The organism is Pseudomonas sp. FG86 (assembly GCF_057808775.1).
Map to the genome: position 1 here is coordinate 26,425 of NZ_JBMDIS010000047.1, position 24,887 is coordinate 51,311.

22 protein-coding genes are annotated in these 24,887 nt (G+C 59.4%); 17 read left to right on the forward strand and 5 right to left on the reverse strand.

Annotation, left to right across the window (positions count from 1 at the left end; translation table 11 throughout):
- Window positions 1–133: 133 nt before the first annotated feature.
- From ACODSV_RS24345 to dhaL, 7 genes are all read left to right on the forward strand, one after another.
- Entirely contained in the window at window positions 134–1,621 is a 1,488-nt protein-coding gene (locus tag ACODSV_RS24345) for a sugar ABC transporter ATP-binding protein (protein WP_150054445.1), read from the forward strand.
- Window positions 1,618–2,595: an ABC transporter permease gene (locus ACODSV_RS24350; protein ID WP_024075075.1), complete on the forward strand. Its 978-nt coding sequence runs from the start codon at window positions 1,618–1,620 to the stop codon at window positions 2,593–2,595. The genes ACODSV_RS24345 and ACODSV_RS24350 overlap by 4 nt, the downstream gene beginning before the upstream one ends.
- A gap of 36 nt (window positions 2,596–2,631) precedes the next feature.
- Window positions 2,632–3,639 carry a substrate-binding domain-containing protein gene (locus tag ACODSV_RS24355; protein WP_024075074.1) on the forward strand — a complete coding sequence of 336 codons (1,008 nt, stop codon included), beginning with the start codon at window positions 2,632–2,634 and terminating at the stop codon, window positions 3,637–3,639.
- 149 nt (window positions 3,640–3,788) lie between these two features.
- On the forward strand, window positions 3,789–4,544 hold the full coding sequence (locus ACODSV_RS24360) for an SDR family oxidoreductase (RefSeq protein WP_069076369.1): 756 nt from the start codon (window positions 3,789–3,791) through the stop codon (window positions 4,542–4,544).
- 26 nt (window positions 4,545–4,570) lie between these two features.
- Window positions 4,571–5,686 carry an MDR/zinc-dependent alcohol dehydrogenase-like family protein gene (locus ACODSV_RS24365; protein WP_150055435.1) on the forward strand — a complete coding sequence of 372 codons (1,116 nt, stop codon included), beginning with the start codon at window positions 4,571–4,573 and terminating at the stop codon, window positions 5,684–5,686.
- A gap of 65 nt (window positions 5,687–5,751) precedes the next feature.
- Window positions 5,752–6,753: a dihydroxyacetone kinase subunit DhaK gene (locus ACODSV_RS24370; protein WP_069076368.1), complete on the forward strand. Its 1,002-nt coding sequence runs from the start codon at window positions 5,752–5,754 to the stop codon at window positions 6,751–6,753.
- A gap of 3 nt (window positions 6,754–6,756) precedes the next feature.
- The gene (gene dhaL / locus ACODSV_RS24375; protein WP_024075070.1) at window positions 6,757–7,404 is read left to right on the forward strand and encodes a dihydroxyacetone kinase subunit DhaL; all 648 of its coding nucleotides are present in this window, start codon (window positions 6,757–6,759) and stop codon (window positions 7,402–7,404) included.
- On the opposite strand, the gene ACODSV_RS24380 is transcribed toward dhaL, so the two are convergent.
- Window positions 7,361–8,257 carry a LysR family transcriptional regulator gene (locus ACODSV_RS24380; RefSeq protein WP_024075069.1) on the reverse strand — a complete coding sequence of 299 codons (897 nt, stop codon included), beginning with the start codon at window positions 8,255–8,257 and terminating at the stop codon, window positions 7,361–7,363. The two genes, dhaL and ACODSV_RS24380, sit on opposite strands and share 44 nt — an antisense overlap.
- A gap of 150 nt (window positions 8,258–8,407) precedes the next feature.
- Here ACODSV_RS24380 and ACODSV_RS24385 point away from each other — a divergent pair, with 150 nt between their 5' ends.
- Window positions 8,408–9,916 (forward strand): MFS transporter, encoded by a 1,509-nt coding sequence (locus ACODSV_RS24385; protein WP_150095264.1) that lies wholly within the window; start codon window positions 8,408–8,410, stop codon window positions 9,914–9,916.
- 111 nt (window positions 9,917–10,027) lie between these two features.
- Here ACODSV_RS24385 and sohB read toward each other — a convergent pair whose 3' ends face one another.
- The gene (gene sohB, locus ACODSV_RS24390; RefSeq protein WP_024075067.1) at window positions 10,028–11,053 is read right to left on the reverse strand and encodes a protease SohB; all 1,026 of its coding nucleotides are present in this window, start codon (window positions 11,051–11,053) and stop codon (window positions 10,028–10,030) included.
- Window positions 11,054–11,248: 195 nt separating this feature from the next.
- Here sohB and ACODSV_RS24395 point away from each other — a divergent pair, with 195 nt between their 5' ends.
- Window positions 11,249–11,959, forward strand: coding sequence for a histidine phosphatase family protein (locus ACODSV_RS24395; RefSeq protein WP_024075066.1), 711 nt, complete (start codon window positions 11,249–11,251; stop codon window positions 11,957–11,959).
- A gap of 56 nt (window positions 11,960–12,015) precedes the next feature.
- Window positions 12,016–12,330, forward strand: a complete 315-nt coding sequence (locus tag ACODSV_RS24400; RefSeq protein WP_150056565.1) for an SCP2 sterol-binding domain-containing protein — start codon at window positions 12,016–12,018, stop codon at window positions 12,328–12,330.
- A gap of 127 nt (window positions 12,331–12,457) precedes the next feature.
- Here the strand turns inward: ACODSV_RS24400 and ACODSV_RS24405 are convergent, their stop codons facing one another.
- Both ACODSV_RS24405 and ACODSV_RS24410 read right to left on the reverse strand, forming a co-directional pair.
- A complete protein-coding gene (locus ACODSV_RS24405) occupies window positions 12,458–15,094 on the reverse strand; it encodes an MGH1-like glycoside hydrolase domain-containing protein (protein ID WP_150054250.1) in 2,637 nt (878 codons plus the stop codon).
- A gap of 68 nt (window positions 15,095–15,162) precedes the next feature.
- Window positions 15,163–16,572: an OprD family outer membrane porin gene (locus tag ACODSV_RS24410; RefSeq protein ID WP_150054249.1), complete on the reverse strand. Its 1,410-nt coding sequence runs from the start codon at window positions 16,570–16,572 to the stop codon at window positions 15,163–15,165.
- 289 nt (window positions 16,573–16,861) lie between these two features.
- On the opposite strand from ACODSV_RS24410, the gene hglS reads away from it, so the two are divergent.
- From hglS to solA, 6 genes are all read left to right on the forward strand, one after another.
- Window positions 16,862–18,238 (forward strand): 2-oxoadipate dioxygenase/decarboxylase HglS, encoded by a 1,377-nt coding sequence (gene hglS, locus ACODSV_RS24415; RefSeq protein ID WP_150095404.1) that lies wholly within the window; start codon window positions 16,862–16,864, stop codon window positions 18,236–18,238.
- Window positions 18,239–18,427: 189 nt separating this feature from the next.
- On the forward strand, window positions 18,428–18,625 hold the full coding sequence (locus ACODSV_RS24420) for an NAD-binding protein (RefSeq protein WP_150054247.1): 198 nt from the start codon (window positions 18,428–18,430) through the stop codon (window positions 18,623–18,625).
- A 182-nt stretch (window positions 18,626–18,807) separates the two neighbouring features.
- Window positions 18,808–19,236 carry a pyrroline-5-carboxylate reductase family protein gene (locus ACODSV_RS24425; protein ID WP_190300970.1) on the forward strand — a complete coding sequence of 143 codons (429 nt, stop codon included), beginning with the start codon at window positions 18,808–18,810 and terminating at the stop codon, window positions 19,234–19,236.
- Between the two features lie 2 nt (window positions 19,237–19,238).
- Window positions 19,239–20,096, forward strand: coding sequence for a methyltransferase (locus ACODSV_RS24430; RefSeq protein ID WP_150054245.1), 858 nt, complete (start codon window positions 19,239–19,241; stop codon window positions 20,094–20,096).
- Between the two features lie 2 nt (window positions 20,097–20,098).
- Window positions 20,099–20,998, forward strand: a complete 900-nt coding sequence (locus ACODSV_RS24435) for an EamA family transporter (protein ID WP_150095405.1) — start codon at window positions 20,099–20,101, stop codon at window positions 20,996–20,998.
- Window positions 20,999–21,011: 13 nt separating this feature from the next.
- A complete protein-coding gene (solA, locus tag ACODSV_RS24440; RefSeq protein WP_150054243.1) occupies window positions 21,012–22,181 on the forward strand; it encodes an N-methyl-L-tryptophan oxidase in 1,170 nt (389 codons plus the stop codon).
- 163 nt (window positions 22,182–22,344) lie between these two features.
- Here solA and ACODSV_RS24445 read toward each other — a convergent pair whose 3' ends face one another.
- Window positions 22,345–22,569: an HP1242/YdcH family protein gene (locus tag ACODSV_RS24445; RefSeq protein ID WP_150054242.1), complete on the reverse strand. Its 225-nt coding sequence runs from the start codon at window positions 22,567–22,569 to the stop codon at window positions 22,345–22,347.
- A 173-nt stretch (window positions 22,570–22,742) separates the two neighbouring features.
- Here ACODSV_RS24445 and tkt point away from each other — a divergent pair, with 173 nt between their 5' ends.
- Complete coding sequence (gene tkt / locus ACODSV_RS24450) at window positions 22,743–24,806, forward strand: transketolase (RefSeq protein WP_150054241.1); 2,064 nt, start codon at window positions 22,743–22,745, stop codon at window positions 24,804–24,806.
- The last annotated feature ends 81 nt before the right edge of the window (window positions 24,807–24,887 follow it).

Here is a 24,887-nt window from a genome sequence, read left to right on the forward strand (position 1 = left end):
TGAGGCTAAAGATGAGAATCAGCGCTTTTACATGAAAGATATTGACTGATCAGAATTTCATTTGATACACATATGATCACAGCGAAACATGACTGTGCGACCTAATAAGAATTCACAGCACGAGGACACGCCGATGGCTACGCCATTACTGCTCCAGGCTGAACACGTCGCCAAGGCTTACGCCGGGGTTCCCGCCCTGCGTGACGGGCGCCTCTCTCTGCGGTCCGGCAGCGTCCACGCCCTGTGCGGCGGTAATGGCGCAGGCAAGTCGACTTTCCTGAGCATCCTGATGGGCATCACCCCGCGCGACGCCGGCACCATCCTGCTCAATGGCACCCCGGTGCAGTTCAATCGCCCGAGTGAAGCCCTCGCGGCAGGGATCGCGATGATCACCCAGGAGCTGGAACCCATCCCCTACATGACCGTTGCCGAAAACATCTGGCTGGGCCGCGAACCGCGCCGTGCCGGCTGCATCGTCGACAGCAAGGCCCTGAACCGGCGCACCCGCGAACTGCTGGACAGCCTGGAATTCGACGTCGAGGCCACCAGCCCCATGCATCGCCTCAGCGTCGCGCAAATCCAATTGGTGGAAATCGCCAAGGCGTTCAGCCATGACTGCCAGGTGATGATCATGGACGAGCCCACCTCGGCCATCGGCGAGCGCGAAGCCGAAACCCTGTTCAAGGCGATCCGCCGCCTTACCGCGCGTGGCGCCGGCATCGTGTATGTGTCGCACCGGTTGAGCGAGCTGGCGCAGATCGCCGATGACTACAGCATCTTCCGCGACGGCGCCTTTGTCGAAAGTGGGCGCATGGCCGATATTGACCGACAGCACCTGGTACGCGGCATCGTCGGCCAGGAGCTGGTACGCATCGACCACAAGGTCGGCCGCGAATGTGCCGCCGACACCTGCCTGCAAGTCGACAACCTGAGCCGCGCCGGCGAATTCCATGACATCAGCCTGCAACTGCGCCAGGGTGAAATCCTCGGCATCTATGGCCTGATGGGGTCAGGGCGCAGCGAGTTCCTCAATTGCATCTATGGGCTGACGGTCGCCGATTCCGGCAGCGTCACCCTGCAAGGCAAGCCCCTGCCGATCGGGCTGCCCAAGGCGACGATCAACGCGGGCATGTCACTAGTCACCGAAGACCGCAAGGACAGCGGCCTGGTGCTCAGTTCCAGCATTCTTTCCAACATTGCACTGTCGGCCTACAAGCGCCTGTCGAGCTGGTCACTGATCAACGCACGCAAGGAAACCCAACTGGCCCAGGACATGGTCAAGCGCCTGCAGATCAAGACCACCTCCCTGGAACTGCCGGTGGCCTCCATGAGCGGCGGTAACCAGCAGAAGGTGGTGCTCGCCAAGTGCCTGTCGACCGAACCGGTATGCCTGCTGTGCGACGAACCCACTCGCGGCATCGACGAAGGCGCCAAGCAGGAGATCTACCACCTGCTCGACCAGTTCGTGCGCGCCGGCGGCGCCGCCATCGTGGTGTCGTCGGAGGCCCCGGAACTGCTGCACCTGAGTGATCGCATCGCTGTATTCAAAGGCGGCCGGCTGGTGACCATCAGCACCGACACCGCCCTTTCCCAGGAAGCCTTGTTGAGTCTTGCCTCATGAATGCCAAAACCATAGCCGCCCCCATCACTGCCGCGCCACGCAGCCACCTGCGCCTGACCCTCGACCGCTTCGGCCTGCCGCTGGTGTTTATCCTGCTGTGTGTGGTGATGGCGTTTTCCAGCGAATACTTCATGACCTGGCGCAACTGGATGGACATCCTGCGCCAGACCTCCATCAACGGCATCCTTGCCGTGGGCATGACCTACGTGATCCTGACCAAGGGCATTGACCTGTCCGTGGGCTCGATCCTGGCGTTTGCCGGGCTGTGCAGCGCGATGGTCGCAACCCAAGGCTACGGCCTGCTGGCGGCGGTGAGCGCCGGGATGTTCGCCGGGGCGATGCTCGGCGTGGTGAATGGCTTCATGGTCGCCAACCTGTCGATCCCGCCGTTCGTGGCCACCCTCGGCATGCTCAGCGTGGCGCGAGGCATGACGTTCATCCTCAATGACGGCAGCCCGATCACCGACCTGCCCGACGCCTACCTCGCCCTGGGTATCGGCAAGATCGGCCCGATTGGCGTGCCGATCATCATCTTCGCGGTGGTCGCGCTGATCTTCTGGATGGTGCTGCGCTACACCACCTACGGCCGCTATGTGTACGCCGTGGGCGGCAATGAAAAGAGCGCGCGCACCTCCGGCATTGGCGTGCGCAAAGTGATGTTTTCGGTGTACGTGGTCTCGGGCCTGCTCGCCGGCCTGGCCGGCGTGGTGCTGTCGGCACGCACGACCTCTGCCCTGCCCCAGGCCGGGGTTTCCTATGAGCTGGACGCGATTGCCGCAGTGGTGATCGGTGGCACCAGCCTGTCCGGCGGCACTGGCAGCATTGTCGGCACGCTGTTCGGCGCGCTGTTGATCGGCGTGATCAACAACGGGCTCAACCTGCTCGGCGTGTCCTCGTATTACCAGCAGGTCGCCAAGGGCCTGATCATCGTGTTTGCAGTACTGATCGACGTGTGGCGCAAGAAAAAACGCTAGAGAACGAACCACTACAACAATAACGGAGTTCAACTCATGAAAATTGGTATGCCCTTCGCCGCGGTCGCGGCGCTCTCCCTGCTCGCCAGCAGTATCGCCCTGGCCGCCGATGGCAAGACCTACAAGGTCGGCGCTGCTGTCTACGGGCTCAAGGGCCAGTTCATGCAGAACTGGGTCCGCGAGCTCAAGGAGCACCCGGCCGTCAAGGATGGCACCGTGCAGTTGACCGTATTCGACGGCAACTACGATGCCCTGACCCAGAACAACCAGATCGAAAACATGGTGACCCAGCACTACGACGCCATCCTGTTCGTGCCGATCGACACCAAGGCCGGCGTCGGTACGGTGAAACAGGCCATGAGCAACGACGTAGTGGTCATCGCCTCCAATACGAAAGTAGCCGATGCCGCCGTCCCTTACGTGGGTAACGATGATGTGGAAGGCGGCCGCCTGCAGGCCCAGGCCATGGTCGACAAGCTCAACGGCAAGGGCAACGTGGTGATCATCCAGGGGCCGATTGGCCAGTCGGCGCAGATCGACCGGGAAAAAGGCGAGCTGGAAGTGCTGGGCAAACACCCCGACATCAAGATCATCGAGAAAAAGACCGCCAACTGGGACCGCGCCCAGGCCCTGGCACTGACTGAAGACTGGCTCAACGCTCACCCCAAAGGCATCAACGGCGTGATCGCGCAGAACGACGACATGGCCCTCGGCGCCGTACAGGCCCTGAAGTCCCATGGTTTGACCTCCAAGGACGTACCCGTCACCTCCATCGACGGCATGCCGGATGCGATCCAGGCCGCGAAGAAAGACGAAGTCACCACCTTCCTGCAGGACGCCCAGGCCCAGTCCCAAGGCGCCCTGGACGTGGCCCTGCGTGCGCTTGCCGGCAAGGACTACAAGCCGCAGTCGGTGATCTGGGAGCGCTATGCCAAGGACGTGAAATGGGGTGATGGCACCGCCAAGACCTACATCCTGCCGTGGGTGCCAGTGACTAACGCCAACGCCGATGCGCTGTACAAGCAAGTCAGCGGCGGCAAGTAGTTATTGACTTGAAATACCGTCAAATGTGGGAGGGGGCTTGCTCCCGATGGCGGTGTAACAGTGGTAGATCAGGTGACTGACACACCGCCATCGGGAGCAAGCCCCCTCCCACACGTTGATCTCCACCCTATTCAAAAATGGAGTCATGCATGTCTGGATTCTGGAACCAAGCCTTCGACCTCAGCGGCCGTTGCGCGGTGATCACCGGTGGTGCCGCCGGGATCGGCCTGGCCTGTGCCAACCTGCTGGTGGAGCGTGGTGCCCGCGTAGCATTGCTGGATCGCGACCCGGCGGTGGTCGACGTCGCCGCCAGCCTCGGTGCCGGGCACCTGGGCATTGCCGTCGACCTCAGCCGGATCGGCGAGGTGCAACACACCATCGACCAGGTCGTCGAACGCTTCCAGCGCCTGGACTACCTGATCAACAGCGCGGGTGTCGTCCTGCTGGACAAGGCTGTCGATGTCAGCGAAAGCGCCTGGGACACCACCCTGGACATCAACCTCAAGGCCAGCTTCTTCGTGGCCCAGGCCTGCGCCAGGCACATGCTCGCCCAAGGCCGCGGGCGTATCGTCAACCTCGCCTCCCAGGCCGCCGTAATCGGCCTGGATCGTCATGTCGCCTACTGCGCGAGCAAGGCAGCCATCGTCGGCATGACCAAGGTGCTGGCCATGGAATGGGCACCGCACATCTCCGTCAACGCCATCTCCCCCACCATCGTCGAGACCGCCCTGGGCAAGAAGGCGTGGGCCGGAGAAGTGGGTGAGCGGGCCAAATTGCAGATCCCGGCGGGCCGCTTTGCCCAGCCGGAAGAAATCGCCGGGCTGGCGTTGTACCTGCTCAGCGACGCCGCCCAGATGATCACCGGCGCGAACATGGTGATCGACGGCGGCTACAGCATTCAGTAATTCATTTTTTGTCGTGAGGTTTTGTCATGTCCACCGTCATCGAACGCACACCTGAACAACTCTCCCCGAGCATCCCGAAAACCATGCAGGCCGTGGTCTGCCATGGCCCGGAAGACTATCGCCTGGAAACGGTCGAGGTGCCCACCCCCGGCCCCGAGGAAATCCTCACCAAGGTCGAGCTGTGCGGTATTTGCATGAGCGACATCAAGACCTACCGCGGCGCACCGTCATTCTGGGGCGATGCCGAGCAACCGCGCTATGTGAAACCACCGATGATTCCCGGGCATGAGTTCGTCTGTCGCGTGGTCGCCCTCGGCCCCGGCGCAGAGAAACGCGGAGTGAAGGTCGGCGACCGGGTGATCTCCGAGCAGATCGTGCCGTGCTGGGGTTGCCGTTTCTGTAATCACGGCCAGTACTGGATGTGCCAGAAGCATGACCTGTATGGCTTCCAGAACAACGTGCAGGGGGCCATGGCCCAATACATGATCTTCACCAAGGAAGGCATCATCCATAAAGTGCCGGATTCGATAGCACCGGACGAAGCCATCCTGATCGAACCGCTGGCCTGCTCGCTGCATGCGGCCGAGCGCGCCAACGTGGATTTCGATGACGTGGTGGTGGTTGCCGGCGCCGGCACCCTGGGCCTGGGCATCATCGGCGCGGTGCGCATGCGCAACCCGAAAAAGCTGATCGTGCTGGACATGAAACCCGAACGCGCCGCCCTCGCCCTACGCATGGGCGCCGACGAAGTATGGAACCCCGCCGAGGTGGACGTGCTGGCGAAGATCCGCGAGATCACCGAGGGCTACGGCTGCGACATCTATATCGAGGCCACCGGTCATCACAAGGCCGTCAACCAGGGCCTGGCGATGCTGCGCAAACTCGGGCGCTTCGTTGAGTTCAGCGTGTTCAACGACGAGGCCACGGTGGATTGGTCGATTATTGGCGACCGCAAGGAACTCGATGTACTCGGCTCGCACCTGGGGCCGTATATGTACCCGAGGGCCATCGACTTTATCGGCAGCCGCAAGATCGACATGCGTGACGTGGTGACCCACACGTTCGCCCTGGCGGATTTCAAGGAGGCGTTTGCGGTGATGGAGCGTGGCGACAAGTCGCTCAAAGTTGTACTGCAACCTTAGGCACATCACACCTCCCACACTGAATGGCTGTGAATCCATAGAACAAGAACACAGGAACCCGCGTTATGAATCGAGTCATCAACGATCCAGACCAAGTGGTAGAGGACATGCTGCGCGGCATCCTCGTCGCGCACCCGCAGTTGCGTCAATACGAAACCAATCCACGGGTCATCGTCAAAGCCAGGCCTTCGGCGCAAGGCCGCGTCGGCATTGTCACGGGCGGCGGCTCGGGCCATGAGCCGGCCTTCCTCGGCTACGTCGGGCCCGGCCTGGTCGACGCCGTGGCTGTCGGTGAGATTTTTTCCTCACCGACCGCCAAAAGTTTCTTCGATGCCTTCCGCGCCGCCGATCACGGCGCGGGCGTGGCCTGCCTGTACGGCAACTATGCCGGCGACAACATGAACGTGAAGCTGGCGATGAAAATGGCCGCCAGCAAAGACATGCGCATCCGTACCGTGGTCGCCAACGACGACGTCGCCTCTGCGCCCAAGGCTGAGATTGCCAAGCGGCGCGGCGTGGCCGGGGAAATCTTCATGTGGAAGATCGGCGGGGCCGCAGCCGCCCAGCATTACGACCTGGACGGGGTGATCCGCGTCGCACAAAAAGCCGTCGACCATTGCCGCTCCATTGGCATCGGCCTCACGCCGTGCACCATTGCCGCCGTGGGCAAGCCGAACTTCCAGATCCCCGACGGCCAGATGGAACTGGGCATCGGCCATCACGGTGAGCCGGGCATCGAAGTGATCCCCATCGAATCTGCCGCCGCCATGGCCGAACGCATGCTCGCGCCGATCCTCGCCGACCGCGATTTCAGCCAGGACGACAGTGTGGTGGTGCTGGTCTCCGGTCTTGGCGCCACGCCGGTGATGGAGTTGTACATTTTCTACGCCGAGGTGGAACGCCAACTCACGGCCAAGGGCTTGAAGATCCACCGTTGCTACGTGGGCAACTACTTCACCTCCCTGGAAATGATGGGCGTGACCCTGACCCTGCTCGGCCTCGACGCCGAGCTGAAAACCCTGATCGACCAACCCTGCCGCTCCATCGGCATGACCCAGGCGGAGTGAACCATGAGCCAGCATTTTTCCACCCGCGATGGCAGCGCCATCGTCACCGACCTGGTCAGTGTGATCGTGGCCAACCGTGAATACCTCAGCGCAGTCGACGGCGCCATTGGCGATGGCGACCACGGCATCAATATGGCCAAGGGCTTTGCCCATTGCGGGCGCACGATCGAAGGTCGCCAACTGAGCCTGGCCGAAGCACTGGATGAATTGACCCTGAGCCTGATGGAAGGGATTGGCGGCTCCATGGGGCCGCTGTACGGCAGCCTGTTTATCGGCATGGCCGACGAAGTGCGCGGCTGTGAAGAGATTGACGCGGCCACCTTCGCCCACTTGCTGCGCGGCGGCCTGACCTCGTTGCAGGACATCACTGAAGCCGGCGTGGGCGACAAATGCCTGATGGACACCTTGATCCCGGCGGTCGAAGCGTTCGAGCAGGCGCATGCCGCGGGGTCGTCCTTCAACGATGCGCTCGAGGCAATGAAAGCCGCCGCTTCCCAAGGGCGCGATTCGACCAAGGACCTGGTGGCGAAGATCGGCCGCGCCAGTCGCTTGGGCGAGCGCTCACTGGGCGTGCTGGATGCCGGGGCGGTGTCGTGCTGCCTGATCCTTACGCGCCTGGCGGACTCGGTGCAGCCGCGACTGAGTGCTTGACCTGCTGGACATACCGCGCCACCGCCGGCGCCTGCTCAAAGCGCCGGTGAATCAATGACAGCCACGACGACGCATCACTGCCCTGGATGCTGCGGTACACCACGCCCGGCAAACTCACATGCCCCATCACCGATGTCGGCACCACCGCGACACCCTGGCCCAACGACACTAACGCCAACACCGCAACCAACCCACCGGGCTGTGGCCCCAGGCGCGGCGCGTAGCCGCCTTGCGCCGCCACCTGCAAGGTGCCGCTGATCTGCTCCGGCAGGATAAACGTCTCGTTTTGCAGGTGTTCGCAGCCGATGGCCTTGAGCCCCAGCAGCCAGGAAGCCTGGGGCAGCGCCAACACAAAGCCCTCACTGTCCAGGCGCACCGCCTCGACCCCTTCGGGCAGGGTCATCGGCGAGCGGATATAGCCAATGTCATAGCGTCCATCGGCCACCGCACTTGGCAAGGTGGCCATGGGGCATTCGCGCACATTCACGCTCACATCGGGAAACGTTTGGCTGAACGCCTGCATTTGCCGCTGCAATAACCCCGAATACACCGCCGAAGCGACGTAACCCAACTCGAGGTGGCCGATCTCCCCACGCCCGGCACGCTGGGCGTTGCGCTGGGCAAATTCGAACTGGCGCACGGTGGCTTCGGCCTCGCCCAGCAAGGCGGAACCGGCCTCGGTCAGGCTCACTTCGCGCTGCCGGCGAATGAACAGGCGCGTGCCCAGGCTGGTTTCCATGTCCTGGATCTGCCGGCTCAACGTCGGTGGCGCGATGCCCAGTTGCTCGGCGGCGCGGGTGAAATTGCGCTGCCGGGCAACCGCCAGGAAGTAGCGAAAGTGGCGTATTTCCATCACAGGATTAGCTCAAAGGTAACAAAGTGCTCCACAACGGCTAACAAGACCATTGCGTGGCGCAGATAAGCTTGCAGCAGATCAATACTAGAGAGACCTTTCGATGCCCATCAACTGCTATTTCCATATTACCCGTAAGGTAATTTAATTATGAAACCGGCCAGCCAGCGCCTCACGTTACTGACCGCCTCTGGCGTCTGTTCGCTGATCGTGCTCGACACCAATATCGTCGCCGTGACCCTGCCGAGCATCGCCCGTGACCTGGGGGCGAACTTTGCTGATATCGAGTGGGTGGTCAGCGCCTATATGCTGGCTTTCGCCGCCCTGTTGTTGCCGGCAGGCAGCGTTGCCGACCGTTTCGGGCGCAAGAAAACCCTGGTCTGGGGCCTGGGCATTTTCATCCTGGCCTCCCTCGGCTGCGGCGCCGCACCCAACGCGCTGTTCCTCGATATCGCCCGCGCACTGAAAGGCGTCGGCGCGGCGCTGTTGCTGACCTCGGCCCTGGCGTCCATCGGCCACACGTTCCACGATGAAGGAGAACGCGCCAAGGCCTGGGCGTTCTGGGGGGCGTGCATGGGCGTGGCGATGACCGCCGCGCCGACCCTCGGCGGGCTGATCACCGAGTACTTGGGCTGGCGCTGGATCTTCTACCTGAACCTGCCCGTGGGCCTGGGGCTGATGGCCTTGGTGCTGCGTGCCATCCCGGAATCTCGCGACACCCAGTCGGCACGGCTCGACCCATGGGGCAGCCTGGCCTTCAGTGCCAGCCTGCTGTGCTTGATCTGGGGTTTGATCGAGGCCAACCGCATCGGCTGGGACAATCCGCTGACCTTTGCGCGCCTGAGCGCTGGCGCACTGTTGCTGGGCGTGTTTGTGTGGGTCGAGCGCGTGCAGCGGCGGCCGATGGTCGACCTGCAACTGCTGCGTCACCCGCGCTTTATTGGCGCCTTGCTGGGCATGTTCGCCTATGCCGGCTGCGCCCAGGTGATGATGACGCTGCTACCGTTTTACCTGCAAAACGGCCTGGGGTTCTCCGCCATTGCCTCGGGCCTGGGCATGTTGCCATTTGCCCTGACCATGCTGATTTGCCCACGCATCGGTGCGCGCCTGGCAGGCCGCTTTGCGCCGGCGACGATGATGGCGGCCGGCTTGACGCTGGTCGGCAGCGGCAACCTGTTGAGCGCGTGGGCGGTGAATGTGGGCGGCTACCTGCCCTTCGCCCTGGCCATTGCGGTCACCGGCGCGGGAGCAGGGTTCCTCAATGGCGACACACAGAAAAACATCATGGCCTGCGTACCACGGGATCGCGCGGGGATGGCCTCGGGCATGAGTACCACCATGCGGTTCAGCGCGATCATGCTGGCGATCGGCGTGTACGGAGCGCTGTTGAACAGCCATAGCGAACAGTTGTTGCGCGCCAGCCTCGACGCACAGTGGCAAGGCCAGGCAGCCGACATTGCTTCACGGGTGGTGGCCGGGGATATGTCAGCGGCGTTGGGCCGGTTGCCGGAGGCGGCACGGGTGGCGGTGCAACCGCTGGCGCGGCAGGCGTTTGTGGGTGGGTTCAGCAAGGTGTTGTGGGTGGCAGGGTTATTGGGGCTGCTCGGGGCGCTGGTGGTAGGAAGGTTGATGCGCAAGCCGATACCCACACCGAACTGAATGTGGGAGGGGCTTGCCGCCGATGAGGGTGTGTCAGTAAATGCAACTGTGACTGAACCACCGCCATCGGGGGCAAGCCCCCTCACAGGTATTACCTATCCCCTAAGAGGCTTACCAGAAACGTTGCTGGGTCAGGCGGTTCCACCAGGTCAGCAGCACACGGTCCACCGAGCCGCTGGCGGCCAGGCCGACGCGTTCTTGCAGGCTCTTGCGCTCGGCGTAGTGCAAGTGGAACACCTCGGCCGTCTTGGCCTTGGTCGCCAGGTATTCGTCGCTGGTTTGCAGCTCGTCGACCAACTGCTTGTCGAGCGCGGCAACACCCAGCCACACCTCTCCGGTCGCCACTTCATCAATCGCCAGTTGCGGGCGATAGCGCGACACGAAGTTCTTGAACAACTGATGGGTGATGTCCAGGTCTTCCTGGAACTTCTCGCGACCCTTCTCGGTGTTTTCGCCAAACACGGTGAGGGTGCGCTTGTATTCGCCGGCGGTCAGTACTTCAAAGTCTATGTCGTGCTTTTTCAGCAGGCGGTTGACGTTGGGCAACTGCGCCACCACACCGATGGAGCCAAGGATGGCAAAGGGGGCGCTGATGATCTTCTCGCCGATGCACGCCATCATGTAGCCGCCGCTGGCCGCAACCTTGTCGATGCACACGGTCAACGGCACGCCCGCCTGGCGAATCCGCGCCAGTTGCGACGACGCCAGGCCGTAGCTGTGTACCATGCCGCCGCCGCTTTCCAGGCGCAGTACCACTTCGTCCTTGGGCGTGGCCAGGCTCAGCAATGCGGTGATTTCATGGCGCAGGCTCTCGGTGGCCGAGGCCTTGATGTCGCCGTCGAAATCCAGCACGAATACCCGTGGCTTAGCCTCAGGGGCCTTCTTGCCCTTCTTCTTTTCGGCTTTGCTTTCGGACTTGCGCAGGGCTTTGAGCTGGTCCTTGTCGAGCAGGGTCGACTCCAGGCGCTCACGCAACCCCTTGTAGAAATCATTCAGTTTGCTGACGTGCAACTGGCCGGCGGACTTGCGACGGCCTTTGCTGCGCAGTGCCGCGAAGCTGATCAGTACCACCAGGATCGCGACCACCAGGGTGACGGTCTTCGCCAGAAAGCTTGCGTATTCAGCCAGAAAATCCATGTGTCTCCTTAAAAATGCACTGCGCCAGGCGCTGATTGCCCAAGCATACCGACGGGACCGCCGGGGAGCCAGTGCTCAAACCGCCAGCAGCGCGGTGCTCTAACGCACTTTTAAAACAAGCGTATGTTTTTTCATTGACAGCTCGAAGCCATCCTCATAACCTCGCCAGACTTTCAACGTACCGGGAAAACGGACGTGGGCAGCATCTATCTGATTCGACATGGCCAAGCCTCCTTCGGTGCAGACGACTATGACGTGCTGTCGCCCGTCGGCGTGGAGCAGGCGCAAGTACTCGGTCGCCACCTGGCGGACATGGGCCTGGTGTTCGACCGCTGCATAGCCGGCGACCTGCGCCGCCAACAGCACACGGCCACTGCTGCCTTCGATCAATACAGCACCCTCGGCCTGCCTGTCCCTGCTGTGGAAACCGACAGCGCCTTCAACGAATTCGACGCCGACGCGATCATCCGTGCCCTGCTGCCCGACCTGCTCGGCAGCGAACCCGACGCCCTGGAGATCCTGCGCAACGCGGCACAGAACCGCAGCGAGTTCCAACGCATCTTCGCCCTGATCATCGAGCGCTGGCTGGCCGGCACCTATGACACGCCGGGGCTGGAAAGCTGGTTGGGCTTCGTGGAGCGCGTCCAGGGAGGCCTGCAACGCATTCTTGAAGCCGCGGACAACACGCAGAAGATCGCCGTGTTCACCTCCGGCGGCACCATCACCGCCCTGCTCCACCTGATTACCCGGATGCCTGCCGCCCAGGCGTTCGAACTGAACTGGCAAATTGTTAACACCTCGCTCAACCAGCTGAAATTCCGCGGGCGCGAGGTGGCACTGGCTTCCTTCAACAGTCATACCCACTTGCAACTGTTGAAGGCGCCGCAGCTCATCACCTTCCGATGAGTTGTGGCCCACCGTGACCCCAAGGTCACTGGACTCTACCCTAAAGGATCGAAACCATGACTGAAGTAGCTAAAGCCGTAGAAGCAATGAAAGCCAAATTCAACCCAGACGCCGCCAACGGCCTGGACCTGGTATTCGGTTTCCGTATCGACGACACCCAGAACTTCTCGCTGGTGGTGAAGAACAACACCTGCGAACTGCTGGAAGGCGAAAACCCTGACGCCCAAGTGACCCTGGTCATGGACGGAGAAACCATGGAAGGCATCGTCAACGGCTCCACCGACGGCATGCAGGCCTTCATGAGCGGCAAGCTGCGTACCGAAGGCGACATGATGCTGGCCATGAAGCTGAGCGAGCTGTTCCCTTCCTGATTCACGGGCAATCTTGAATCCCTGTGGGAGGGGGCTTGCTCCCGATAGCGGTTTTCAGTCGCCTCTCAGTTGACTGTCACACCGCTATCGGGGCAAGCCCCCTCCCACATTGGGTCTGCGGTGGTATTTAGTTTCTGGGTTGCAGCAGTAGCGCCACCAACGCACTCCACCCCGTCTGATGGGACGCGCCCAACCCACGCCCGGTTTCGCCATGGAAATACTCATGGAACAACACCAGGTCACGGCTGGCCGGGTCCGCCTCCAGCTGCGCGTACCCGACCATCGAGGGCCGCGAACCGTTTTCGTCACGCAGAAACAAGCGCGTCAGCCGCTGGCTGAGGCTGTCGGCGACGTCCTCCAGGGATGACAGGTAACCACTGCCCGTCGGGTACTCCACCGAGAAGTTATCCGCGTAGTACCGATGAAATTCGCGCAGCGATTCGATCAGCATGTAGTTCACCGGCATCCACAACGGCCCGCGCCAGTTGGAGTTGCCGCCATACAAGCGTGAATCGGATTCGCCCGCCTGGTAACGGGCGCACAGCGTGTTGCCATTCATCTTCAATGCCAGGGGTTGTTCGGCGAACGCCTTGGACAAGGAGCGCACGCCAAACGACGAGAGAAATTCATCGTCATCCAGCATGCGCCGCAGCAGGTCTTTGGTACGCTCACCGCGCAGCAACGCCAGCAACAGCCGATTGCCCTGCCCCGGTTCATTCCAGCGCGACACCAGCTTGGCCAGGTCCGGCCGATGGCGCATGAAACCCAGCAAGCGCTCGCGCAAGCCTTCGAGACCTTCATGCTCACGCTGCTCCAGCACCAGCACGGCGAACAACGGCATCAGGCCAACGATGGAGCGCAGGCGCACCGGTTCGTTCTGGCCGTCGGGGCGGTGCAGCACGTCGTAGAAGAACAGGTCCTGCTCATCCCACAGGCCCTCGGCGCTGTCATCGACACGGTTGATGGCACCGGCGATATACAGGAAGTGCTCGAAAAATTTCACCGCGATGTCTACGTACACCCCATTGCGCTTGGCCAGCTCCAGCGCGATCCGCATCAGGTCCAGCGCATAAGCGGCCACCCATGCCGTACCATCGGCCTGGTCCAGCTGGTAACCCGGCGGCAGCGTGGCCGAGCGATCGAACAAGGCGATATTGTCCAACCCCAGGAACCCACCCTGGAACAGGTTGCGCCCCTCGGCATCCTTGCGGTTGACCCACCAGGAAAAATTCAACAGCAGCTTGTGGAAGATCCGTTCCAGGAAGTCCATGTCGCCGACGCCGCTCAACGCCTTGTCCTGCTGATACACGCGCCAGCTGGCCCAGGCATGCACCGGTGGGTTGGCATCATCAAAGCGCCATTCGTAGGCCGGCAACTGGCCGTTGGGGTGCATGAAGCGGTCCTTCACCAGCAACAACAACTGCTGCTTGGCATACCCCGGATCGATCAACGCGATGGCCACGGCCTGAAAGCCCTGGTCCCAGGAGGCGTACCACGGGTATTCCCAGGTGTCGGGCATGGAGAGGATGTCGAAGTTGGACAGGTGCCGCCAATGGGTATTGCGGATATGCAGGCGCTCGGGCGGCGGCGCGGGTTGGGCCGGGTCGCCGTCGAGCCATTGGTTCACGTCGAAATAGTAAAGCTGCTTGGACCACAGCAACCCGGCCAGGGCCTGGCGCTGCACGTTGCGCGCGTCTTCATCGGTAATGCCATGCTGCAAGGCGGCATAAAAGTCGTCGGCCTCCTGACGCCGCAGCTCGAACAGCTTGCGGGCGTTGACCTCGGGCGCATCCGTGGGGGCAAAACGCAGGTAGAGGCTCTGGCTTTCCAGCCCTGCCAGTTCGAGAATGAAACGCGCGGCCACCTTGGTGCCCGAGTCGCGGCGGATCGCCGATTGCACAGCATTCACGACGTAATCATTGATGCCGTCCTTGAATGGCCCCGCCGCCGATTGTCCGTCCAGCTTGGAAACGTTGGTCTCGTTCTCACAAAACACCCATTCGACGCCATCCCGGCCCCACGCACTGAGATGCCGGTCATCCAGCTCATGATGACGGGCCAGCACACGGTCACCGTCCAGCGTCAACCTTGGCTTGGGCGCACCCAAGGTCCAGCTCCAGTCATTGCGTGCCCATACCTGCGGCAACACGTGCAGGCGTGTCGGTTGGTCGCCGCGATTATGCACGGTGACGCGCATGAAAATATCGTCGGGCTGGTGCTTGGCGTATTCGACGCTGATGTCGCAATAGTGGTTGTCTTCAAACACGCCGGTATCGAGGATTTCATACTCGGCATCGCCCAACCCGCGCCGCGCGTTTTCGGCGATCAGGTCGGCATAGGGAAAGGCAGCATGGGGGTATTTGTAGAGCATGCGCATATAGGCATGGCTCGGTACACCATCGACGAAAAAGTACAGTTCCTTGACGTCTTCACCGTGGTTGCCCTCGGCGTTGTTCAGGCCAAACAGCCGCTCCTTGAGGATGGCGTCGTGCTCGTTCCACAGCGCCAGGCCCAGGCACCAGCGTTGTGCCTTGTCGCTGAAACCGGCCAGGCCATCCTCACCCCACCGGTAGGCGCGGCTGCGGGCATGTTCATGGGGGAAGTAGGCCCAGGCGTCGCCGTCTGCGCTGTAGTCTTCGCGCACCGTACCCCATTGGCGTTCGCTCAGGTAAGGGCCCCACTCGCGCCAACGCTCGGCATCCTGCGTCGCCAGGCGCTGGCCTTCAGTCGTTTCAAGTATCCGGGTGCCGGGTGTCGCCGTCATTGGGTCCTCCATCGCCTGCCAGGTGCACAGCAGTGTAGAACCCAACGACGCCCAGGGCACATGAAGACTTAGAAGATGGCGTACGTGTAGTTGAAGATCAGGCGGGTTTGGTCCTGGTCGGCGGTGCCGGTGTTCTTGCCGTGATAGGTACCGGTACGCAAGGTGGTACCGAAGCCTTTCAGAGGACCTGCCTGTACGACGTAGTCCAGACGGAAGTCGGCTTCGTTTTCTTTCTGGTCAGGGCCACCGGCAACCTTCGACTTGATATCCGAACCGTCCAGGTAAGCCACGGACGCTCGCAAGCCAGGCACGTAGGCCTTGAAGTCATACGAGTACTGGCCAAAGTTGACCTGCTCGCCCGCACGGGAGAACTGGCCAACCACCGCATCGGTAAACAGATAGAAGTCGCTGCCACCGGCACCTTGCGCCTGTGGGTCGGCAAGGCTGCCCTGGTTGACCCACACAAAGCCGCCGTCATCCCCCACACCAATGTGCCCAAGCATCAGGCTGCTGCCGCCCAATTGATAGGTGAACGCCGCACTGTAGGTCTTGTTGTCCACTTCGCCGGCGTGCCTGGCGTAGCCGCCGTTGTTGTTGAACTGATAGCCGGTCTCGCCGTTCTTGCCGTCGCTGGAGCTGTCGAAGTAGCGCAGGTCGGTCTTGAACGACTGGTCATTGCCCAAGGGCAGCACGTGGACCAGGCCGACGTAGTTCTGTTTGTAGAAGTCTTGCAGTTGGGCGTAGTAGTACTGAAGCGTCAGGTTTTTTGCGATGACGTTATCGGACGAACCAAACGGTTTGTAGTCCACACCACCGAATTTGAAACTGTCACTGTCGCGTGTCCCACCGGCCACGCTCAGGCCCGTGGAGTTGCTGGAAGCGCGGCCTTCGACGCGGTTCAGCTCACCACCGGTGAAGGTCACGTTGGGAATGTCGTTCGAGGTCAGGATGCCACCGTCAAAGGTTTGCGGGGCAACGCGGCTGTCGTTCGACACCAAGATAGGCAGGATCGGCGCCAAGCCACCACCGACGTGCAACTCGGTCTGGGAGATACGGAATTTCACGTTACCCGCGGCACGACCGAATGAGTCGGCAGGCTCGGTGCCGTTGTTCTTGGTCGGGAAGAAGCTGTTGCCGTTACCCGACAGGCCGGCGCCCGCAGTGTGGCCGTCGCCACCGTCCAGGCGCAGGGCGCCGAAGGCCATGACGTCAAAACCCACACCAACGGTGCCCTGGGTGAAACCGGATTTGTAGTCAAAGCGCAGCGCTGTCGCGGCTTCGCGCAGATCGTTGTTGGTCCCCGAGCGGTTATCCGCGCTGTAGTACATGGTCCGCGAACTGACGGACGCATGGCTGTCTTCGAGAAAGCCGCTATGACCATTGCCGGTTCCCAGGGAACCGAGTCCAAAATCATCGGCGTATGCCTGTTGTGCAAGAACGGCGGCGGTGATCGACAGCGCCAGTGTAGAAATTTTCATTAACTGCGGCCCCTAAATGTTTTTTTATATGTGCGATGTGCGAAATGACGTTTTCATCCTTACAAACGTGACGATTCTTTCACGCCGGCCGGGGCGGACTCCGTGAAGAATTAGTTAGGAAAAACCCTGGAAAATGAAATTTATCCGTTGCTGATTTTTGTCATATTCACGTCATCTCATTCATTTGCAGAATGAAGTCCAGAGGAATCTTCGTTTGCAAGCGCGCCTGCCGCTCAACAAAATCCAGGCGAAGGCCACCCTCATCGCCATAGCCATCAGGAATTTTTCTATGCACACCACCGCACATGTCAGCCCCGACGAGATCCGCAAGGGCTTTTCCAAGGCCATGTCCGATATGTACCGAGATGAAGTTCCGCTGTACGGCGCGCTGATGACGCTGGTGGCCGAGATCAACGCCCGCGTGCTCGACAGCGACCCGGGCCTGGCGCAGCAATTGCAGCGCACCGGGGAAATCCAGCGCCTGGACATGGAGCGCCACGGTGCCATCCGCCTGGGCACCGCCGAGGAACTGGCCACCATCAGCCGCCTGTTCGCGGTGATGGGCATGCAGCCGGTGGGTTACTACGACCTGACCCCGGCCGGCGTGCCGGTGTACTCCACCGCGTTTCGCGCGGTGCATGAAAGCGCGCTGCAAACCAGCCCGTTCCGCGTGTTCACCTCGCTGCTGCGCCTGGAGCTGATCGAAAATCCCGACCTGCGCGCCTTCGCCGAAAGTGCCCTGGCCAAGCGTTCGATCTTCACCCCCGCGGCCCTCGCCCTGATCGAGCAAGCGGAACAGGACGGTGGCCTCGGCGCAGCGGATGCCGACGCATTCATCCGCGAGGCCCTGGAGACCTTCCGCTGGCACCACACCGCCACCGTGACCGCCGCGCAGTACCAGCAACTCAGCGACCAGCACCGCCTGATCGCCGACGTGGTGGCGTTCAAGGGCCCGCACATCAACCACCTGACCCCGCGCACCCTGGACATCGACCAGGTCCAGGCCGCCATGCCTGGCAAGGGCATTACCCCCAAGGCAGTGATCGAAGGCCCGCCGCGCCGCCGCTGCCCGATCCTGCTGCGCCAGACCAGCTTCAAGGCCCTCGATGAAGCCATCGCGTTCACCGACGCCCAAGGCAGCCACAGCGCGCGTTTCGGTGAAATTGAACAACGCGGCGTCGCGCTGACGCCCAAAGGTCGCGCCCTGTACGACCAACTGCTGAACGCTGCCCGCGATGAACTCGGCGCATTCCCGAACGAGTCCAACGCCGAGCGTTATGTGCAATTGATGGAGCAGCACTTCCAGGCCTTCCCCGATGACCACACGCAGATGCGCGAGCAAGGCCTCGCGTACTTCCGCTACTTCGTCACCGACAAGGGCCTGGCGGCACGCGGCCAGGCCGACCAGCCGCGCACGCTGGAAGCATTGGCCAGCGCCGGTCACGTGGCGGTAGAGCCGTTGGTATATGAAGATTTTCTGCCAGTGAGTGCGGCGGGGATCTTTCAATCAAACCTGGGGGATGCGGCGCAGAGTCACTACGCGGCTAATTCGAACCAGGCTGAATTCGAGAAGGCACTGGGGCGCCAGACGATTGATGAGTTGAAGTTGTATGAGGAGACGCAGCAGCGTTCCGTGGATGAGTGCATAGGAACGCTGCTGGCATGAAATAGGATGCCCACCCGGCTCACATTACTCCACCTCCCCTCAGAGTCGGGTGCGGCCTAACAATATCGCCATGGGAAACGACCTACATTGTTTTAGGAAGTCTATGGTTTGATATAAATCCAATTCGACACGTAAGCTGAAAATAGGTAGCCAATACAACAGCGCTAATCGTGCCGGACGGAAAACATCATGCCAGCAGCTACGAATATTGTGATCGTCGGTGGCGGTCCTATGGGCAGTGCAATCGCACGAGGGTTAAAACGATCCAGTCCGGACATGTCGATAACAGTCGTCGAACCTGACCCCCGTCGCCGCGCCGAATTGATAGAGGCAAGCATTCCAACACTGGAAAATCAACCACCCCCCCCAATACATCAGACGTCGTAATCCTAGCGATCCCGCCCCAGACTTTCTTGAAGTTCGTAGAAAGCAACCCCGCTATTGTAAAGTATCAAGGCATCATAATTTCAGTCATGGCCGGGATCAGTATCCAAGAACTCACAACCCACTTAGAAAGCTCACAAGTATATCGAGCAATACCTAACCTTGGGTGCAGTCTCAACCAAGGCATGACCGTCTTGATCTCCGCCCTTAAAACCACGCATGCAAACGACACTGTAACTAACGACTTATTCTCCAAACTTGGCAACTCACTTTCAGTGAATGATGAAAAACTCCTTGATAGCGCAACTGCTTTGGTCGGCGGCGGCCCGGCATACACTTCATATTTTGCAGCAGCGCTTATTGAGTACGCTATAACTGCAGGTTTTGATAAAGCAAGCGCCACATCAATAACACTCCAAGTATTGCGCAGCACTTGCGCGTTACTGGAGCACAGCAAGGAACCACCAATGAGGCTTTGTGAAAGGGTGATGACACGAGGAGGAACGACACAGCGAGCAATTGAGTTTTTTAATCACATGCAGCTGCGCGACACTATCGTCGAGGGACTTAAACGCTCCTGCATTCGCTCGATAGAACTAGGACGGAGAGAATAGAGATGCTAGGACTTATTGATCACGGGTTAGTAGGACGACACTCTCTGAACAGTGACAATCCGAAACATCTGGACGACACCTATAAAATTTACTTTGGCCTAGGCCAAAGCCTAGACTTTATTCACTCACCTAACGTTTTTAAAGTAAGCCTTGCAGGTATCAGGCTTGGCCATTACTTAATGCGAAAATTCGATTCCAGCTTTTCAGACAAACGTATTCTGGACGTCGGTACGGGCAGTGGCGTTCATGCCTTGTTGATGCGAAAACTTGGAAACCATGACATTACGGCCACAGACATATCCGAACACTCTATTGAGCAGGCCAAAATGCATGAACGCATGAACTTCCATCAACATGCGATCTCCTTTTTGACAAGCGACCTATTCAGCAGCCTCCCTGAAAGACAGTTCCAAACAATCATTTTTAACCCGCCCGGGTGGCGAACGCCCTCCGCTTCGCTCACTCAAAGATTGAAATCCATTGAACAGGAAGGAGAGATGCCTATTCAATCGATGTTTTATGGTGAGGAAGTCATCAGGCGATTTCTCCATGACCTTCCCAGATATCTTAGTCCCACCGGCACAGCTGTTGTGGGATTCAACTCAATGGTAGGAATAAGTGATGTCTTGAGCAAGTACAACCAAAGCCACCAGGATACTCCTCCGCTGGCTTACAGATTAATGGAACGTCATACACTTCCACTCCTCTATTATTCCGATCATTGGCGCATGATAAGCAACGCCCTGAATAAAGAGTTTGAGCATTGGTCAAAGCAGGACATGGCCGCCTACTCCATAGATAAAAATGGCGAAATTTTCTGGTCATATGAAATCATTGAATTTTTTCATCGTACAAAATAAAAATGAAAACACAACTAACGCCCCCTTCAAGACATTGCCTGGCGATAGCTTTGTCTGGGCTGGCAAATCTCTTTCTGGGGGCATCATCTCTGTACTGGAGAGCGCTTAACGACATACAACCTACCACATTGGTCGCATACAGGGTCGCACTGTCCTGCGCCATCCTCACTTTACTTCTTTTGATTTTTCGACGTTTCAACCAAACCAAAATATTCACAGCAAGACTAATTGCAACACATTGCATCGCCTCTTTTTTCATTCTCATCAACTGGGGAGTTTTCATTTGGTCTTCAATCAACGGATACATCTTAGAAAGCGGACTTGGCTATCTACTAGCCCCCTTCATATCAATTGCATTGGGAGCGTTGGTTTACCATGAGCGAATGACACCCCATAAAGCCCTCTCCGTCCTCATCGCGTTGAGCGCAATAGCTTTTTTGATGATTTTCAGTAAAGACTTAAACCATTGGATCTATTTATTGATTGCGGCGACATGGGGTTTGTACACATACATCAAAAAATCCACCTCATTAAACGCAGTCAACGGTTTGTTTGTGGAGACAGTTTTTCTAACCACCTGCCTGGCATTCGCCATCTGGGTATTTGACCTCTCTATTATATGGCCAAATGAACTCCCCTCCCGCGCGGCCCCGCTAATCTGGCTAGCAGGCTTAGTATCCGTCATACCTTTATTAATATTTTCCTTCGCCACGGGAAAAATACCATTATCCCTCACTGGCCTTTTACAATTCACACTCCCCCTCACACTGCTCACTATTGGCTGGCTTTCCGACGAAAAAAGCCTGCCCACTTTATCGCTGACATTAATCATTACGACTGCGGGCATACTAGCCTCACCTCTTGTTTACGATATGACTGTGGCTCGCCGACCCAAAAAATAAAGAGACCTTCAACATGAGAAACACTTACGACGTCATCGTGATCGGTCTTGGCATTATGGGGACTGCCGCGTTATGGAGAGTCACTCCAAAATGTACTCGTGTATTGGGAATTGACGCTTCAGGCCCCACTCATAGCTATGGATCGTCACAAGGAGGCTCCCGAATATTTCGTCGTGCTTATTGGGAAGGCAAAAACTATCTTCCGCTACTTAACCAATCCGACGTGTTATGGCATGAGCTAGAGCGGTTGATTCAGAGAAAACTGCTATTTCGAACAGCAGGAATTTTCGTCGGGCCTCAGTCCAGCCGAGTGGTCGCAGGAAGCATTAATACCGCCAGGGAAGGACGAATAGAGCATGAAGTATGGAGTGAGTCTAAAACCAAGCATCACTTTCCAGCATTTAATCTGCCGAATAAGATGCAGACGGTATTCGAGCCCGGGGCATACGCAATATCCGCTTGCGATGCCCGATTGGGGATGCTCAACGAGGCTGTTCGCGGTGGCGCGACTATTGAATTTGGTAACAGCGTCTTAACTCTTGAGAATGATGGGCCGCAGATGCGTCTAGGCACCCGAAGCGGGCGCACTTATTTTGCCAAATCGGTGATCGTCACAGCGGGGCCGTGGATTGCCACCCACCTCTTGCGGGAGATCAAGCACTGTATAGAACCCCGTCAAGTCCCGATATATTGGTTCAAACCGAAAAACGATTTCGAGAAGCTATTCTCCCCAGACCATTTTCCAATTTTTTTATACGAACACCAAGATGAAAGTCTTATTTATGGCGTACCCTCAATCATCAGCAACGAACCTGGAGTGAAAATTGGCTTTCACAACAGACAGCAAACGCCTGCCAACCCTCAATGGGAAAACATTCCCGTGAAAACAAAGTATTTAGAAGAAATATCTGAGATCGTTGGAAATTTATTCCCGAATCTAGAGCGCTCACCGATACAAGCAAAAAACTGCTTCTATACACTTAGCCCTGATGAGTCATTCCTGATCGGAAAATCCAAAGCTTTGAGATCAACTTATTTTGCATCCGCTTGCTCAGGGCACGGATTCAAATTTGCACCTGCTATTGGGGATGCCCTTGCAAACATGGCCGTTGGGCAACAGCCACATGTCTCATTAGAAGCGTTTTCCGCCGACCGATTCGACTTGACATCGAATAAACCCTGAAAGTGCCCACCCGGCCCATCAGCGCAATCCTGCGCCGCAACGGTCCCCGGAGCCGGGAGGGCGAGGGCATCATAGGTAGCGGGGATCGGGGTGTCTTCCAGTCAATTCTGAAAAAATGTGCAAGGGAGCGATTGGCTCGCTCCCTCATTGAACGGATCGCCCGTTACTTCAGCAAATCCTTGATCTCATCTTTAACCAACAAGCGTCTTTCCTTCAGCTTCTTTATCTCGTCATCGCTGCCGGCTGCCTTTTCAGCGTTCACCACCAATTCGTCAACATCGTTGTATTTATCAAACAGCGCGTTCAAACGGGCATTTTGTGCCCGGCGCCCGTCGACTTCGTCCTTGCTCAACCCCAAGTCCTGATACAGGTCGTGTTTCACTGGCATGGCCTACCTCCGCAAGTTGATCAATGGCTACGCCCTTGAAGCTAGCCCATTCCAAGGGGTCTTGTCATGTTTGCCGGCAAACCAGTCCCGTTCGTCGCAACCTGGGCAATGGGATCAAACCTTTGCCGCGCCCTGCCCTCCACTGTAGATCGCCACTTGAGGGAGACCGGTTCATGAATCAAGCTGCCAGCGCTGTCGACACCCAATGCATCAACACCCTTCGTACCCTGGCCATGGACGCCGTTCAAAAGGCCAACTCCGGCCATCCGGGCACGCCCATGGGCCTGGCGCCGGTCGGGTATACCTTGTGGAGCCGCTTCCTGCGCTATCACCCCCAGCACCCCGACTGGCCCAGCCGTGACCGCTTTGTGTTATCCGTCGGCCATGCATCGATGTTGCTGTATTCATTGCTGCACTTGGCGGGCGTGGTGGAGATGGATGCCGAGGGCAAGCGTACCGGGCAGGCCGCGATCAGTCTGGACGATATCAAGCAGTTTCGGCAGGCGGGCTCCAAGACCCCTGGGCACCCGGAATACCGTATGACTACCGGGGTCGAGACCACCACCGGCCCCCTGGGCCAGGGCTGCGCCAACAGTGTCGGGATGGCAATGGCTGAGCGCTGGCTGGCCACGCGCTTCAATCGCGAAGAAAAGACACTGTTCGATTACAACGTGTACACCTTGTGTGGCGACGGCGACATGATGGAGGGCATCAGTGGCGAAGCGGCATCGATGGCCGGGCATTTGAAGCTGGACAAGCTGTGCTGGATCTATGACAACAACACCATCAGCATCGAGGGCCACACTGAGCTGGCATTCAGCGAAGACGTGATCAAGCGCTTCCAGGCCTATGGCTGGCATACCCTGCACGTGACCGATGCCAATGACTTGCAAGCCCTGACCAGTGCCCTGGAGACCTTCCATTGCAACCGGGGCGCGCCGACCCTGATCGTGGTCGACAGTGTGATCGGCTATGGCTCGCCCCATAAGCACAACACCGCCGCCGCCCATGGTGAACCCTTGGGTGAGGAGGAAATCCGCCTGACCAAGGCCGCCTATGGCTGGCCACAGGATGCAAGCTTCCTGGTACCCGATGAAGCCTGCACGGCGTTGCGTGATGCGTTGCTTGAGCGCAGCGAGCCACTGTATGAAAAATGGCTCGAACACCTTTCGCTGCTCGAACAGTATGAGCCCGAGCTGGCCGATGAATTGCACCGCATGCGTGCCGGGCAAATGCCGGAACACTGGCAGAAGCACTTGCCCCACTTCGACAGCGATGCCAAGGGCATCGCCAGCCGTGCCGCCGGCGGCGAAGTATTGAATGCGTTTGCCCAGCAAATCCCCTGGCTGCTCGGCGGCTCGGCGGACTTGTCGCCGTCGACCAAGACCAACCTCACCTTCGACGGTGCCGGGCGTTTCAGTGCCGACGACTACAGCGGGCGCAACCTGTATTTCGGCATCCGCGAACACGCCATGGGCGCGATTGCCAATGGCATGGCGCTGTCGTATTTGCGGCCGTATACCTCGACATTCCTGGTGTTCAGCGACTACATGAAACCGCCGATCCGCCTGGCGGCAATCATGGAATTGCCGGTGATATTCGTGTTTACCCATGACTCGATCGGCGTCGGTGAAGACGGCCCGACCCACCAGCCCATCGAGCATCTGACCCAACTGCGCGCCACGCCGGGGTTGCTGACCCTGCGCCCGGGTGACGCCAATGAAACCCTGGAGCTGTGGAAAGTCGCCCTGGCGCAAACCCATCGGCCGAGCTGCGTGGTGTTGTCGAGACAGCCACTGCCGACGCTGGATCGCAGTAAATATGCGGCGGCGTCCGGCGCGGCCAAAGGCGCGTATGTGTTGGCGGGGGCTGAAGCGCCGGATGTCATCCTGATCGCGACGGGCAGTGAAGTCAGCCTTGCCGTGGAGGCTTATGAACAGCTCAAGGCTGAAGGGATTGCCGCGCAAGTGGTTTCAATGCCCAGTTGGGAGCTGTTCGAAGACCAGGACCAGGCTTATCGCGACAGCGTGCTGCCGCCGGCCGTGAAGGCCAGGGTCGTGGTGGAACAGGCCGGCCCCCTGGGCTGGGATCGCTATGTCGGCCAGACCGGCGCCAAGGTGGTGATGAACAGCTTCGGCGCGTCGGCACCGCTGGCGAAGTTGCAGGAGAAGTTCGGGTTTACTACAGAGAACGTGGTGAAACAGGCCAGGGCGCAGATCCAACTGACGCAACGCTGAGCAAAATGTGGGCGGCCCCACGACCTCCTGTGGCGAGCGGGCTTGTTGTGGCGAGCGGGCTTGCCCCGCGTTGGGCTGCGA